Genomic DNA, 14,865 nt, shown 5'->3' with positions numbered 1-14,865 from the left:
AGAGGCGAGAGGCAAGAGGCGAGAGGCAAGAGACGAGAGGCAAGAGACAAGAGGCAAGAGGCGAGAGGCAAGAGGCGAGAGGCAAGAGACGAGAGGCAAGAGACAAGAGGCAAGAGGCGAGAGGCAAGAGACGAGAGGCAAGAGGCGAGAGGCAAGAGACGAGAGGCAAGAGACGAGAGGGTGCAGACGGCAGGCGGGATGTTGAACGTTGCACGTTCCATGTGCGGATGAAAAGGTACAGGTAAACACGTGCTTCCAGCCTCTAACCCTTAACCCTTCTCCTGGTTCCTGGTTCTCCCACCTTGACTTGACATCCCCTCCCTTCTCGGATATAGTAGCGCCGTAATGAAACCTACGCCAGCAGCCTGTATGCGTGCAGCATTTCGTACAACGACCGCCACGATGACTACTCCGGGCACTACCGCCGGGTGGTATCGTCGTGGGAGGGTTTTCGGGCGCTGACAGCCCATATGCGATGAACGCCCCCTCCTGCAAAGGACGGGGGCGTTTCTATTTCTGCGATGGAGGAAGGCATGCTGTTCGACCGCTATGGCGCATTTCTGCCGCTCACAGAACAAACGCCGCACCTCAGCCTCGGCGAGGGCGATACGCCGCTGATCCACGCACCGCGTCTGGCGCGCGCCATTGGTGTGCGTGAGTTGTTTTTGAAATACGAAGGCGCCAACCCGACCGGCTCGTTCAAAGATCGCGGCATGGTTGTGGCGGTCGCCAAGGCCCTGGAAGCGGGCGCAACCTCGGTGATCTGCGCCTCGACCGGCAATACCTCCGCCAGCGCAGCGGCGTATGCAGCGCATGCCGGAATCGAGTCGATTGTTGTCGTGCCTGCGGGGAAAATCGCGCTCGGCAAACTGGCACAGGCGCTTATGTACGGCGCGCGGCTGCTGGTGATCGAAGGCAACTTCGACCAGGCGTTGCAGATTGTGCGTGACCTGGCGCAAACGCATCCGGTCACTATCGTCAACTCGGTGAACCCCTATCGCCTTGAAGGGCAGGCGACCGCCGCCTACGAAATCTGCGATGCGCTGGGAGGTCCGCCGGATGCGCTCTGCCTGCCGGTCGGCAATGCCGGAAATATTACCGCCTACTGGATGGGATTTCGTCGCTACCACGAGGCGGGGCGCATCGACCGGCTGCCAAAAATGCTCGGTTTCCAGGCAGAAGGCGCAGCGCCGATTGTTCGCGGGCATCCGGTCGAACATCCGGAAACCATCGCAACTGCGATCCGCATCGGCAACCCGGCAAGCTGGTGCTATGCGCTCGATGCGCGCGATCACTCAGGCGGGTTGATCGACTGCGTGAGTGACGATCAGATTCTTCGGAGTTGGCGCGATCTGGCGCGTCTTGAAGGCGTGTTCGTCGAACCGGCGTCGGCGGCTGGCATCGCGGGATTACGCAAGGTCATCGCCGAAGGACGCGCCGACCCGGACGCGCGCTATGTGGCGGTGCTGACCGGTCACGGCTTGAAAGACCCTGGACTGGCGGTGGAACAGTTCGATGCGCCTGAGCCGGTGCCGGCGGACATGGACGCCATCCTTCGATGGTTGGGCTGGTAGAACAACGAGGAGGAGACTGATGCCCTTGCTGGTAATGAAGTTCGGCGGAACGTCGGTCGGCGACGCCGCCGCCATTCAGGCAGTTGCTGCGATTACCGAGGCGCAGCGCGCAACGTGGGGCCAGGTGGCGCTGGTCGTCTCGGCGATGAGCGGCGTCACCGACATGCTGATCCGCGGCGCAACCACGGCGGCGTCCGGCGATCAGCAAACCTTCCGTGACGTAGACCGCCTGCTGCGCGACAAGCACGCCGCCGCGCTGGCGGAACTCGTTCCCGACGAGCACGAGCGCGCAGACGTCAGCGATCAGGTGTTTCGTCTGATCGACGAGTTCAGCATTCTATGTCACAGCGTCGCCGTGCTCGGCGAGTTATCGCCGCGCGCCATCGACGCCATTTCGAGCCTTGGCGAGCGCATGAGCGTAAGGGTCGTCGCCGCAGCGTTGCGCGCACGCGGCATCCCCGCCGAAGCGCTCGACGCGACCGGCTTCGTCATCACTACGGCGCATTTTGGCGATGCGCGCCCATTGCAGGATGTGACGCGCGAACGCACCCGCGCCCGGTTGCTGCCGCTGCTCGAACGCGGAGTTGTGCCGGTGGTCACCGGTTTCATCGGCGCAACTGAACAGGGCGTAACGACCACCCTGGGGCGTGGCGGCAGCGATTACAGCGGCGCCATCGTTGGCGCTGCACTCGACGCCGATGAAGTCGATATCTACACCGACGTCGATGGCGTTATGACCACCGACCCGCGGATGGCGCCCGATGCCCGCGTTATCCCGGTCCTCTCCTACGCCGAAATGGGGGAACTGGCGTATTTTGGCGCGAAAGTGCTGCACCCACGCACCATTCGTCCGGTCGTCGAACGCGGTATTCCGCTGCGGGTGCGCAACACCTTCAATCCATCCCATCCCGGAACGCTGGTCGTCCAGACGGTTGAGTCAAACGGGCAGACGGTCAAAGCCGTGACCGCCATCCGCAACCTGAGCCTGATCACCGTCGAAGGACGCGGCATGATCGGCGTTCCTGGCGTCGCCGCGCGCACCTTTAGCGCCGTCGCCAGCGTTGGCGCAAACGTGCTGATGATTTCACAGGCGTCATCAGAGCAGAGCATCTGCTTTGTAGTGCCATCCAACACAGTGCCGCAGGTGACCTACGCGCTCGAACACAATCTGGCAATGGAACTGGCGCGCCGCGATATTGATCGCATTTGGGCGCGCGATGATGTAGCAATCATCACCGCAGTCGGTGCGGGCATGCGCGACACGCCCGGAGTCGCGGCGCGGGTCTTCAGCGCGCTTGCCGAGAATAACATCAACGTGATTGCCATTGCTCAGGGGTCATCGGAGTGCTCGATCAGCACGGTCGTCGTTGCGCCGGAATGCGATGCCGCCGTGCGCGCCGTGCATCGGCTGACGCAAGGGTGATCGAGGTGACCGCACCGCCTGGGCTGCACAACCCCGCGTGGTGTGTGCGCAGCCAGAGAGGCATGAGCGGAGCGAAGGGGCAGCCACAGCGGTGACGGTCACCTGGGATTGGTGAGAAGTGTAAAAAAGGAGAGACACATGACACGCAAACGAATCCCAGTCGCCATTCTCGGCGCTACCGGCGCCGTCGGTCAGCGGATGGTGCAGTTGCTGGAGAATCATCCGTGGTTCGAGATCGCCGTTCTTACCGGTTCAGACCGAACGATCGGGCGTCCCTACGGCGAACTGGTGCGCTGGATCCTCGACACGCCCATCCCGGAGCAGGCGGCGAAAATGATTGTGCAGCCGACCGAAGAGGTCGCCGACGTGGCCATTGCACTGTCGGCGTTGCCAACGGATGTGGCGCGCGAGATGGAACCGCGCTGGGCGGAGCGCACCGCCGTTTGCTCGAATGCCTCGGCGTATCGCGCCGTCGCCGATGTGCCGCTGATCATCCCGGAAGTCAACCCCGATCAACTGACGCTGATCGAGCAGCAACGCGCGCAACGCGGCTGGAAAGGATGCCTGGTGACCAACCCGAACTGTGCGACGATCAGCGCTGTGATGCCGCTCAAGCCGCTCCACGATGCGTTTGGCCTGCAAAAGGCGCATATCAGCACGCTTCAGGCGGTCTCCGGCGCCGGGTATCCGGGTGTGGCATCGCTCGACATCATTGACAACATTATCCCGAATATCGCCGACGGCGGCGAAGAAGCCAAGATTGAGGCAGAGCCGCGCAAATTGCTGGGGAAAGTCGTGGATGGTCAGGTCGTCGAGGCGCAGTTCGCCATCAGCGCACAGGTGACGCGCGTACCGATTATCGATGGTCATACGGCGTTGATTGCCGTATCGTTCGCGCAGAAACCGTCGCCGGAAGAGGCGCTTGCTGTGCTGGAGGCGTTCATGCCGCCAGAGATCGTGCGCCACCTGCCCACATCGCCGGAACGCGCCCTGATCGTCCATCGCGCCGGCGACCGTCCGCAGCCGCGACGCGACCGCGACGCCGGGCGCGGGATGAGCGCAAGCGTCGGGCGGGTGCGCGCCTGCCCGGTGCTGGACCTGCGCCTGGTTGCGTTGTCGCACAATACCATCCGCGGCGCAGCTGGCGGCGCTATTCTCAACGCTGAATTGCTGGTGGCGAGCGGGATTGTGTCGTGAGAGGCGAGAGATGAGAGGCGAGAGGTGAGAGGTGAGAGGCGAGAGGTGAGAGGCGAGAGGTGAGAGGTGAGAGGCGAGAGGTGAGAGGCGAGAGATGAGAGGCGAGAGGTGAGAGGTGAGAGGCGAGAGGTGAGAGGTGAGAGGCGAGAGGTGAGAGGTGAGAGGCGAGAGGCGAGAGGTGAGAGGTGAGAGGTGAGAGGTGAGAGGTGAGAGGCGAGAGGCGAGAGGTGAGAGGCGAGAGGTGAGAGGTGAGAGGCGAGAGGTGAGAGGCGAGAGGTGAGAGGTGAGAGGCGAGAGGTGAGAGGTGAGAGGAGAGAGGAGAGAGGTGAGAGGCGAGAGGGTTTCTCAGAATGGTGGATGCGAAGGTGCACAAATGGGGCGCCTTTGCGCCTTCGCGTCTTTGCGTCAACCTTTATAAGAAATGCTGTAAGGTGTTTCAGAGGAACCTCATCGGGAGGCGTCGATGGGCCGCGATATGTGGAGCGAGTGGCTGTTGCGCCGGCATTTCGGCGGCGATGCGCAGCGCATGCGGGCGGTTCTCGATTTTCTGCGCCCGGTGCGGGATACTAAGAACCAAGAACCGAGAACTGGAAACCAGGAACAAGAATTCAGGAGAACCTGAGCCGCACCTGCGTCAGCATGCGCTGCCCGCGCGCGATGGCGGCGCCAAATTCCGGCACCCGGAACAGCGCAGCGACCCCGGCGTATGCCAGGACGCCAGCGGTCGTTGCGCCAGCCAGCCATACCAGCAGCGGCAGGAAGTCGCCGGGCCAGCGGTAGGTGTCACCAGGGGCAACGAGGGGCAATACCACAAATGAGGAATGGTACAGAAGAGCGAGGGTCAACGCACACGCCAGAGTCGCCAGGATCATGGCGCCGGTTGCGCGGAAGAAGTCGCGCTCCAACCCGCCCAACCGCCGTCCAAGCAGCACGAGGAGCAGAGCGGCTTCAAACAGGTTCGCCAGGCTGAAGGCCAATCCCAGCCCGCTCAAGCCCATCCCCAGGCGCAGGAACGACCATCCCATGCTGATGTTGAGCGCCACCGCCGCGATGCCGACGATCACCGGCGTGCGGGTGTCCTGCATGGCGAAGAAGGCGCGCACGATCACTTCGGCGGCGGCAAATCCGGCAAGCCCCAGCGCATATGCCGACAGCGCTTCGGTGGTCAGCGCCGCCGACGCAGCATCGAAGGCGCCGCGCTGAAAGAGGGCGCGCAGCACCGGAAGCGCCAGCACGCCCAGGATCGCCGATGCGGGCAACGCCAGGAACAACACGGCGCGCACCCCGCCAAGCGCCGTTGCGCGGAGCGTTGCCCGGTCGCCGGCGGCATACTGGCGCGCCATTTCAGGGAAGAGGACCGTCGCCAGGCTCAGCGCGATCAACCCGTGCGGCAGCATCATTAACTGGAGCGCATAGGCGTTTGCCGCCAGCGCCGCGCTGCCCAGCGTCGACGTCAGGCTGACGCTGGCAATCATATTGATCTGCCAGGCGGATTGCCCAAACAGGCGCGGCCCGAGCAACCGCAGCATCCGCCCGACGCCTTCAGCGTAAAACAGGTTCAGGAAGGGGAAGAATGCCCTGCGAACACCGGATCGGCGCTCGCCCCGATGGATCGAGTCACTCCTTGCAAGGGCGACCGACTGTGCGTTTCCACCCCGCTCATTGGCCACGTCTCGGATCCGATACATCGCTCCGACGGCGCGCAGCCCCGGCAATTGAACCAGGACAAAGAGCGCTGCGCCAATGTTGACGCCCCAGACCAGCCCATAGACGCCGAGCCAGGGTGCGAACAGCGCGCCGCCGATGATCCCCAGGTTGTACAGGTTCGAGCCGATGGCAGGCAGCGTAAACCGGTTGAACGATTCGAGCGTCGCCTTGGCGAGACCGCCGACACCGAGCAGGAACGGCTGGATCAGCATGAGGCGCAGCACATCGACCGTGAGCACGCGTTCTGCCTCATCCAGCCCGCGCCCGACGGTTAGCGCCACAAGCGGCGCGGCAAAAACCCAGACGGCCGTGCACGCCGCTACCAGCGCCAGCAGCGTCAGGTTCAGCACCGCAGAAGCAAGCCGCCAGGCATCACGCCGCCGTTCAAGCGCCTCAGAGAACACCGGGATGAACGCCGAACCCAGCGCGCCTCCGGCAATCACCAGGTAGATCAGGTCAAGAATGCCGAACGATGCGCGGAATGCTGCAAGCTCGGCGCTGGTGCCAAACTGGTGCGAGATCAGCACATCGCGCGCCAGACCAAGCACCCGACTCGCCAGGTATCCGGCCGCGACGATAATGGTATTCAGCAGAGCGCGTTTCATGAGAGAACCAAGAACCAAACCAACCCCAGGTAACCGTCACCGCTGCGGCTGCCCCTTCGCTCCGCCCATACCCCTGCCTGCGCACGCATCGCGCGGGACTGCCCACCCACCCCAGGTGACCGTCACTCTTGCGGCTGCCCCTGCGCTCCGCCCATGCCCCCTGCCTGCGCACGCATCGCGCGGGACTGCCCGCTACCCACGCGGTGACGGTCACCTCAACGGTTGCGCGGATCGTCGCTTCCTGGTATAATACCGCATCAGTACGAGCGGCGCATCTGCAGCCGCTTTCATTATGAGCAACACCTGTAGTTTCAAGGAGAGTTCGAGTCTTGGCAAACACAAAGTCTGCTGAAAAACGCATTCGCTCAAATGCGCACCGTGCGCTGCGCAACAAGATGTACCGCTCACGGGTTAAGACGGCGATTCGGAAAGCAGAGCGCGCCATCTTCGCCGGCGCCCCCGAACCGGAACTGGTTCGAGAGGCGATGAGCCTGCTGGATCGTGCGGCAGTCAAGGGGATCATCCACAAAAACAACGCCGCCCGGCGCAAGTCGCGCCTGGCAAAGAAACTCGCCAAAGCGATGGCGACCCCAACATCCTGAGTATCACGAGCACAGTCCAGCAACAATCAGTTCCAGTCCGGCTTCAATCTCTGCGCGTCCCGTTTTTGAGGCATGATCAAGTTCGAGCAGGCGCTGGTGCAGCCGCTGCAGATCAGCAAGGCTGAAACCGCGCGCCTGCTCGATGGCTTTACGCACCACAAACGGTTTCTGCCCAAGTCGGGTCGCAATATCATCGGGGCGCAGGCGCTGTGCGGCAAGATCCTTGACCCCCAGCAGAATTCGCACCTGACGCGCCATCATGAACAGAATGTACTGCGCTGCCTGACCGTCGTCGAGCAGGCGGCGCAACGCTGTCAGCGCCGCACTCCGACGACGCGCGCTGAGTTCGTCGATAAAGGCGAACAGATTTTGTTCCTGCGTGTCGGCGACCAGCAGATCGACTTCGCGAACGGTAATACGTCCGCCACGCCCGACGAACGTGGCCAGTTTGGTCAGTTCGGTGATCAGCAATCGCCCGTCGTTCCCCGCCAGCAGGATCAACCGTTGCGCGGCATCTTTATCGAGCGTCACACCGAGATGTTTGGCGCGATCATGCAGCCAGCGCAGCAGTTCGGCGCCCTCACGGGGCGCGCATTCGCGTATCTCAGCGTGCTTTTTCAGAAAAGTAAACAGACTGCTCCGTTTATCAACGTCGTCGCTTTCGAGAAACACGAGATCGCAGGCATCCGGCACACGCTCCAGGTATGCGCGCAGGTCATCGCGATCCTTGCCGGCTTTCTGATGTTTCAGCAGATCGTAGACAATGACCAGCCGCCGGTCGGCGAGGAATGGCATTGCCTCGCATGCCGTCGCCAGGTCATCAAGCGTTGCCCGCCGTCCATCAAGGGTCGTCACATTCAGATCAGCGACCTCGGCAGGCACACGCGCCTTCAGCGCCGCCAGCGCCTCGCTCCGTCCGTACTCATCGGAACCATAAATGAGAAACAGCATGGCGCAGCACCTGGAACAGGAGAAAACCCCACCTCCGGCGTGAGACGGATAGGTTTCGAACCTGCACAAGGCAGGTGGGTGCCGGCCCGTGGGTATCTGCGGCCCGCCGCATAGCCCATGATTTCGGAGCGCGACTCCCTTCGAAACTGTGTTGGCTCGAAACAACACACCGCCCCCGACCGGGGTAGGGTTACATTGATCGTACCACCAGACGTCGTTTCTGGCAACTGCGAATCCGGTCAGGCGACACGCATCTTCATCCAGCCCGACGTGTTGTGGAAATCAACCACGACGCTTCCCGGCGGCACGAGTGCGTCGCATGCGGCGCGCAGGTCATCGCTCAACGTCATGTCCAGAACCGGCAGCGCCTCTTCGAGTTGCGCCAGGGTGCGCACACCAAAGATGGGCGCAGTAATGCCTGGCTGATCCTTGACCCACAAAAGAGCAAGTTGGGCAGGCGTCAGACCGTGCTCATGCGCGAGTGCAGCAAACGCGCGACCGATCTCGATACCGCGCGCGGTGACACGTTCAGCGTAGATGCCGCCACGCAGCACGACGCGCGAGTCCGGTGGCGGCGCGGAGATGTCGGTATAACGCCCCGCCAGCACTCCCTGCGCCAGCGGCGCCCAGGGAATGACTGCCAGGCCATGCGCCTGGCAGAGAGGCAGCAGTTCATTCTCGATGCGCCGGTCGAGCAGGTTATAAGGCGGCTGCTCCGACACGTAGCGCACATACCCCTTCAACTCGCTAACCATGATCGCTTCCATCACGCGCCACGCCGGATGCGTCGAACAACCGACATAGCGCACCTTTCCCTGGCGCACCAGATCGGTCAGCGCCGCGAGGGTCTCCTCAACCGGCGTGTGCGGGTCAGGACGATGGATCTGGTAGAGATCGATGTGATTGGTCTGCAACCGGCGCAGGCTGTCTTCGCAGGCGCGCATCAGGTGCAGACGCGAGTTGCCCCGGTCGTTGGGACCGGGTCCCACCGGGAAGTGCCCTTTCGTTGCCAGGAAGACCTGATTGCGCTTGCCGTCGCGCACCAGCGCGCGCCCGATGATGCGCTCGCTCTCGCCGTTGTTGTAACTGTTCGCGGTGTCGATCATGTTGATGCCGGCATCGAGGGCGCGATCAACGATACGCACTGCCTCGGCTTCGTCGGTCGGATTGCCGAAATTCATTGCGCCGATGCACAACGGCGCCACGCGCACGCCGGTGCGTCCGAAAAGACGGTATTCCATGGTTGATGTCCTTGTTTGCAACGGTTCCGCCATCGACGCGGGGCAACCTGCCGCGGTCAATCCGCCGCGGGCAACCCATCGCGGGCAAACCGACGGGTTGCCCCTACCTTTCGCTCGCTTTGCAATGCTACCACACTTTCGAGGTGGGTTGTCGATCATTCAGCATGGCGCAACGGCTCTTTCCGTCACGATGCATGGCGTTATGTTACAATAACGGGGTGGTTGAGACAATCGTAAGATTGCCGGTCAGCGATCAGACGATCTGTGCTATTGCTGGAGCGAGCCAGGGCGGACAAAGGCTGCCTGCGGGAAAATGAAGGAGGCTGTTATGACGGCCGTTGCACCAGAACATCGGGCTGCGCCGACCTCGCCCCAAACACCGCCAATGTGGGCGGACGTTGATCGGGCGCTTGCCGATCTCCACGCACGCAAAGACCCCTGGATTCAGGTCAGCCTTGATGAGCGGATCGCACTCCTCGCCACACTGCGTCGCGCGCTTGCCGATGCTGAAGAGCGCTGGATCACACTGAGCCTGGAAGCCAAAGGACTGGCGCCTGGCGGGTATGGCGAGGGGGAGGAACGCACCTGGTTCACGATTCTCACCCGCGCACTGCGATTGCTGCACCAGGCGCTGATGGATATCCGTGTCCAGGGGCGTCCCCAATTGCCAGACGGCTTAACTGCCCATCCCAACGAGCAGGTCGTGGCGCCGGTGCTGCCGGCGAGCCGCTATGATACTGCCATCTTCCCCCGGATGACCGGCGAGGTCTGGATCGAGCCGGGACTGACCGCCGAAGAGGTGCTGCAACAGCAGGCAGACGCCTATCGAACGCCGGCGGAACACGGGCGCGTCGGATTGGTGCTGAATGCAGAGACATCGAGTTTTCTTCCCGTCACCGATATTCTGCACAAATTGTTCGTCGCCAATGAAGTCGTTGCATTGAAATTGCACCCAACGCAGGCGCCGCTCACGTCGCTCTTTGAAGAAACCTTCCGCTCGCTCCTCGAATATGGCGTCGTTCGGCTGATCTATGGCGACCGCGACCTCGATGCATATCTCTGCGCCCATCCGCTGATCGATACCGTCCATTTCAGCGGCGCCGATGCCATATTCGACACACTGGTCTTCGGCGAGGGACAGGAAGGCGCAGAGCGCCGGATGCGCCATGAACCGGTGCTGACAAAGCCGTTTAGCGGCGAGGTGGGTAATGTCACGCCGGTGCTGGTCGTTCCAGGACCCTGGAGCGACGACGATCTGCACCACCATGCGATGCTGCTTGTACGCGCGTTTGTATGTAATGCGGCATATGTTTCTGCGGCTCCACGCCTGATCGTGCAGCACCGGAGCTGGCGTCAGCGCGATTCATTCCTGGCGGCGTTTGAACAGGTGCTGACGCGCGTCCCAACCCGGCAGGCGCCATTTCCAGAAGCGCGTCGTCAGCTCGATGCGCTGCTGAACGCTCATGCGCGCGCGCATCGTATCGGGCAGGCGGATATGGATCATCTGCCCTGGACGGTTATCCCCGATCTGACCCCATCGGCACTCGACACGGACTGCTTCGTGCGCACGATGTTCTGTCCGGCAGTCGGCGAACTGGCGCTCGATGCCAGGGACGCAGCAACGTTTATCGATGAGGCAGTTCAGTTTCTCAATCAACGTGTGCGGGGCACACTGGCAGTGACCATCCTCATCCATCCGCGCACCCTCCGTGATCGGCGGGTGCGTGCGGCATTCGAGCGGGCATTGAACGATCTCCGGTACGGCACAGTGGCCATTAATGCGGTGGCACAGCAGGCGGTGCTGGCCGGCGTGCTGCCGTGGGGCGCGTTTGCCGAAAAGAGTGATGGCCCGTTCAGCGGCAAAGTCGAAAATCCGCTGATGCTTCCTCGTCCACAAAAATCAATCTTGCGCGGTTCGTTCCGCATTCCCCGGATGTTTCTCTCCGTCGATCCGCACCACAACATCGAGGTGTGCAAAGCCATCACCCGGCTGGAACAGGCGCCCTCGCCGTGGCGCCTGGCGCAACTGCTGCGCCTGACATTGCGGAGGTGAGACCTGAGAGACCATCCTCCGAAGGAAAACGAGCGATGTCGGTCATCAACTTCAACACAACAAATATGACCCTGCGCCAGTTACTGGGCAATGGTCTGACCTACCATGTGCCGCTCTTTCAACGCGACTACAGCTGGACGCAAGATGAGTGGGAAGATTTGTGGCAGGATATTCAGAACACCATGACCGGCGCTGAACCGGCGCATTACATGGGATATCTTGTCCTCCAAACACAGGATCAGAAACGTTTCGATATTATCGATGGGCAACAGCGTCTGACGACGTTGAGCCTGCTGGCGCTGGCAGTGTTGAAGGCGCTGGACGATCTGGCACAGCGTAATATTCAGTCAGAAGACAATCGTCGCCGTGCAGAGCAGCTGCGCAATAGTTTTATTGGCTATCTGGATCCTGTAACGCTCGTTCCGCAAACCAAACTCACACTCAATCGCAACAACGACGCTTTCTATCGTGATCGATTAGTTCCGTTGCTGCCATTGCCACAACGCGGCCTGAGATCATCGGAACATTTACTACGGCGCGGTTTCGATTGGTTTTACAGAAGAGTCTCCGAAGAATACGCTACTCATAAAGATGGTGCTGTTATGGCGAGGTTTCTCAGTGATACAGCGGATAAATTGTTTTTTACCGTCATTACAGTGAATGATGAACTTAATGCCTTTAAGGTGTTCGAGACGCTCAACGCACGCGGTGTGCGCCTTTCACCAACCGATCTCCTGAAAAACTACCTCTTTTCGATTGTTTACCGTGATGGTTCTCACGAGACCGAGATAGAGGCTCTGGAACGGCGTTGGAACCGGATGATTGACCAATTAGGCAGTGAAAGTTTTCCTGCCTTTTTGCGAGCGCATTGGAACAGTCGTGAAAAACTGGTGCGTGAGTCCGAACTTTTCAAAGTCATTCGTGCTGCAACTCCAAATAAAGGGCAAGTTTTTGAGTTGTTGCGGTACATGGAAGAGGACGTTCCAGTTTATGCTGCTCTGGCGAATCCAGAGGATCGACTGTGGACCGAGACGCAACGTGAGCATGTTCGCGAATTGCGGATGTTCAGCGTCCGTCAACCCTGGTCCTTGCTCCTGGCGGCTTACCGCTCGCTTGATGAGGAAGGATTTACCAGCGTGCTACGTGCGGTCAGCATCGTGTCATTTCGTTACAATGTCATTAGCAATATGCTAACCCACGAACAAGAGCGCGTATATAACGATATCGCACGGCGCATAACTAGTGGTGAAATAACACACTCTTCCGAGGTCATACGCGCTCTCGCGCCGATTTATGTCGATGATGAAACATTTCGCAATGCGTTTGCAGTTAAGGTGTTACGAACTACTTCATCACGCAATCGGCAGGTTGCACGCTATATTCTGTCCACGATCGAGACACAGGTGTCTCATACCCATCATGATGCCGATAATTCGGCTTACTCGCTCGAACATGTTCTACCCGAAAATCCGACAGATGGCTGGGAACACATCGATGACGAACAGATCGAAGAATGGGTGTATCGGCTTGGTAATCTAACCCTGCTGGAAGCGACGCTTAACCGCGCTGTCGGAAATAAGCCGTTCAGCGAGAAACGACCGGTCTATGCTCAAAGTCAGTTTCAGATCACTCGTGATATTGCGGAACAGAATGAAGCATGGACGGTCGAGCGCCTGGCGGAGCGTCAGCGCCGGATGGCGCGCATTGCGACGGGTATCTGGCGTCTGCCGCAGATGGATGCGCGACGAACCCTGGGGTGACAGGGAGGGGCAGGTCTACGACCTGCCCCCCCGACGCCCGTCTACCACCTGCCCTACCCTGATCCGCCCCTGCCCCCATCACCGCGAGCGCGCGGCGTGGACGGCTTTCTCCGCCGCTTCCGCCAGCGTCGCCGCCGGGATCAACGCCGACTCTGCCAGGATGCGCCGCCCTTCCTCTTCGTTCGTGCCGACCAGGCGCGCAATCATGGGCACGTCGGTCTGGACTTCCGACAGCGCGGCGACGATGCCCCGCGCCACTTCATCGACGCGGGTGATGCCGCCGAAGATATTGAACATGACCGCCTTCACATTTGGGTCGGAGAGGATGATCTGCAGTGCGGTCTTGACCTTCTCTTTGCTGGCGCCGCCGCCAATGTCGAGGAAGTTGGCAGGCTCGCCGCCGTACAGTTTGACAACATCCATCGTCGCCATTGCCAGACCGGCGCCGTTGACCATGCAGCCGATGTCGCCGTCGAGTTTGATATAGGTGATGCCTGCCTCACGCGCACGCTGCTCGGCTTCCGGTTCGTCTGAAGCGTCGCGCATTGCTTCGAGATCGGAGTGGCGGAAGAGACCGCTGTCGTCCAGCACGATCTTCGAGTCAAGCGCCTGCAACGACCCGTCGGCGCGCACCACGAGCGGGTTGATCTCTGCCAGCGACGCATCGACATCCATGTAAGCGCGGTAGAGCGCCGTGGCAATCTGCGCAAACTGGCGCGCCTGTTTTGCGTCGGTCAACCCAATGCCGTAGGCAAGATCGCGCGCCTGGAAGTCGAGCAGCCCCAGCATCGGGTGCGCCGCCACCTTGACAATTGCCTGCGGGTTGGTTTTGGCGACTTCCTCGATTTCGACGCCGCCTTCTGCCGATGCCATCATGACAATCCGCCGCGAGGCGCGATCCATAATCGCGCCCAGGTAGATCTCACGCTCGTAGGTGATCGCTTCAGCCACCAGCACTTTTTCGACCGTCAGCCCTTTGATGTTCATCCCAAGGATCTGCCCGGCGACCTGCTCGGCCTGATCCGGGGTGTCGGCAAGTTTGACGCCGCCCGCCTTGCCGCGCCCGCCAACGAACACCTGCGCCTTGACCACGACCCGCCCGCCGATCTGTTCGGCAATTGCGCGCGCCTCCGCTGGCGTCGTCGCAACGCCGCCGCCCGTCACCGGTACGCCGTAGCGCGCCAGAATGTCGCGCGCCTGGTACTCGTGCAGCTTCATCGCCTGTTCCTCTCCCTGCTCGCGTGTATCTTGCGCGGATAGTATCATTTCCGCTGCATTGCGTCAACTTTCCAGCACGACCCATGCACGCCGGTCGCGTTTGGAAATGGCCGGCGGATCGGTGATCGGCGCAACGTCGGTCAGCCAGATGAGCACCGCGTAGCGGCTGCGATAGGCGCGGGCGCGCACGTCGTCGTCGAGACAGAGTTCGGCGGCGTAGTGTTCGAGCAACGCCGCAATGTGCACTGGCGTCAGATCGTCGAATGTTGCGACACGCGCTGCTCGCGCAGTGGCGACGATGGGTCCGCTGGCGCGTTTGAGAAGGAGTGTATCACCGGCAGTAACACAGCCATACGGCGCCGCGCGCACCCGCAGGAAGCGCGACTCGATCGTCTTCTCACCGGCAAGGATGCGGCTCAGGTAGGGTTCGCGCAGGATGGCAAGATGGCGCGCCATGCAACTTTCGCCTCGTCCGCTGCGTCGTAATGGGCAGAAAGGAGCGCCCGGACAGACTGCTACGAAATCTGAGCAGCG

The 14,865-nt window shown here is 61.4% G+C and carries 11 protein-coding genes and 1 other RNA gene; 6 read left to right on the top strand and 6 right to left on the bottom strand.

Going from position 1 to position 14,865, the window contains the following annotated elements; genetic code table 11:
* The first annotated feature begins 533 nt into the window (after positions 1–533).
* The 3 genes from thrC (at position 534) to asd (ending at position 4,194) form a co-directional block, all read left to right on the top strand.
* A complete protein-coding gene (thrC, locus tag AC3EA7_RS10530) occupies positions 534–1,574 on the top strand; it encodes a threonine synthase (protein WP_488614009.1) in 1,041 nt (346 codons plus the stop codon).
* Positions 1,575–1,593: 19 nt separating this feature from the next.
* Positions 1,594–2,997: an aspartate kinase gene (locus tag AC3EA7_RS10525; protein ID WP_488614008.1), complete on the top strand. Its 1,404-nt coding sequence runs from the start codon at positions 1,594–1,596 to the stop codon at positions 2,995–2,997.
* A gap of 138 nt (positions 2,998–3,135) precedes the next feature.
* Positions 3,136–4,194 carry an aspartate-semialdehyde dehydrogenase gene (gene asd / locus AC3EA7_RS10520; protein WP_488614007.1) on the top strand — a complete coding sequence of 353 codons (1,059 nt, stop codon included), beginning with the start codon at positions 3,136–3,138 and terminating at the stop codon, positions 4,192–4,194.
* A gap of 608 nt (positions 4,195–4,802) precedes the next feature.
* Here the strand turns inward: asd and murJ are convergent.
* Positions 4,803–6,506 carry a murein biosynthesis integral membrane protein MurJ gene (gene murJ, locus AC3EA7_RS10515; RefSeq protein WP_488614006.1) on the bottom strand — a complete coding sequence of 568 codons (1,704 nt, stop codon included), beginning with the start codon at positions 6,504–6,506 and terminating at the stop codon, positions 4,803–4,805.
* A gap of 329 nt (positions 6,507–6,835) precedes the next feature.
* Here murJ and rpsT point away from each other — a divergent pair, with 329 nt between their 5' ends.
* Complete coding sequence (rpsT, locus tag AC3EA7_RS10510; protein ID WP_488614005.1) at positions 6,836–7,108, top strand: 30S ribosomal protein S20; 273 nt, start codon at positions 6,836–6,838, stop codon at positions 7,106–7,108.
* 3 nt (positions 7,109–7,111) lie between these two features.
* Here the strand turns inward: rpsT and holA are convergent, their stop codons facing one another.
* From holA to AC3EA7_RS10495, 3 genes are all read right to left on the bottom strand, one after another.
* Complete coding sequence (gene holA, locus AC3EA7_RS10505; protein ID WP_488614004.1) at positions 7,112–8,059, bottom strand: DNA polymerase III subunit delta; 948 nt, start codon at positions 8,057–8,059, stop codon at positions 7,112–7,114.
* Between the two features lie 21 nt (positions 8,060–8,080).
* Positions 8,081–8,253: non-coding RNA, 6S RNA (ssrS, locus tag AC3EA7_RS10500), on the bottom strand.
* Between the two features lie 45 nt (positions 8,254–8,298).
* Positions 8,299–9,300 carry an aldo/keto reductase gene (locus AC3EA7_RS10495; protein WP_488614003.1) on the bottom strand — a complete coding sequence of 334 codons (1,002 nt, stop codon included), beginning with the start codon at positions 9,298–9,300 and terminating at the stop codon, positions 8,299–8,301.
* A 328-nt stretch (positions 9,301–9,628) separates the two neighbouring features.
* Here AC3EA7_RS10495 and AC3EA7_RS10490 point away from each other — a divergent pair, with 328 nt between their 5' ends.
* Both AC3EA7_RS10490 and AC3EA7_RS10485 read left to right on the top strand, forming a co-directional pair.
* Positions 9,629–11,353, top strand: coding sequence for an aldehyde dehydrogenase family protein (locus tag AC3EA7_RS10490; RefSeq protein WP_488614002.1), 1,725 nt, complete (start codon positions 9,629–9,631; stop codon positions 11,351–11,353).
* A 35-nt stretch (positions 11,354–11,388) separates the two neighbouring features.
* Complete coding sequence (locus AC3EA7_RS10485) at positions 11,389–13,113, top strand: DUF262 domain-containing protein (RefSeq protein WP_488614001.1); 1,725 nt, start codon at positions 11,389–11,391, stop codon at positions 13,111–13,113.
* A gap of 78 nt (positions 13,114–13,191) precedes the next feature.
* Here the strand turns inward: AC3EA7_RS10485 and sucC are convergent, their stop codons facing one another.
* Together sucC and AC3EA7_RS10475 are read right to left on the bottom strand one after the other, a co-directional pair.
* Positions 13,192–14,331 carry an ADP-forming succinate--CoA ligase subunit beta gene (gene sucC / locus AC3EA7_RS10480; protein ID WP_488614000.1) on the bottom strand — a complete coding sequence of 380 codons (1,140 nt, stop codon included), beginning with the start codon at positions 14,329–14,331 and terminating at the stop codon, positions 13,192–13,194.
* A gap of 63 nt (positions 14,332–14,394) precedes the next feature.
* The gene (locus AC3EA7_RS10475; protein ID WP_488613999.1) at positions 14,395–14,787 is read right to left on the bottom strand and encodes an ASCH domain-containing protein; all 393 of its coding nucleotides are present in this window, start codon (positions 14,785–14,787) and stop codon (positions 14,395–14,397) included.
* Positions 14,788–14,865 lie beyond the last annotated feature (78 nt).

It is taken from the genome of Roseiflexus sp., from assembly GCF_057785375.1.
This window is presented reverse-complemented; position numbering and strand designations above follow the sequence as displayed.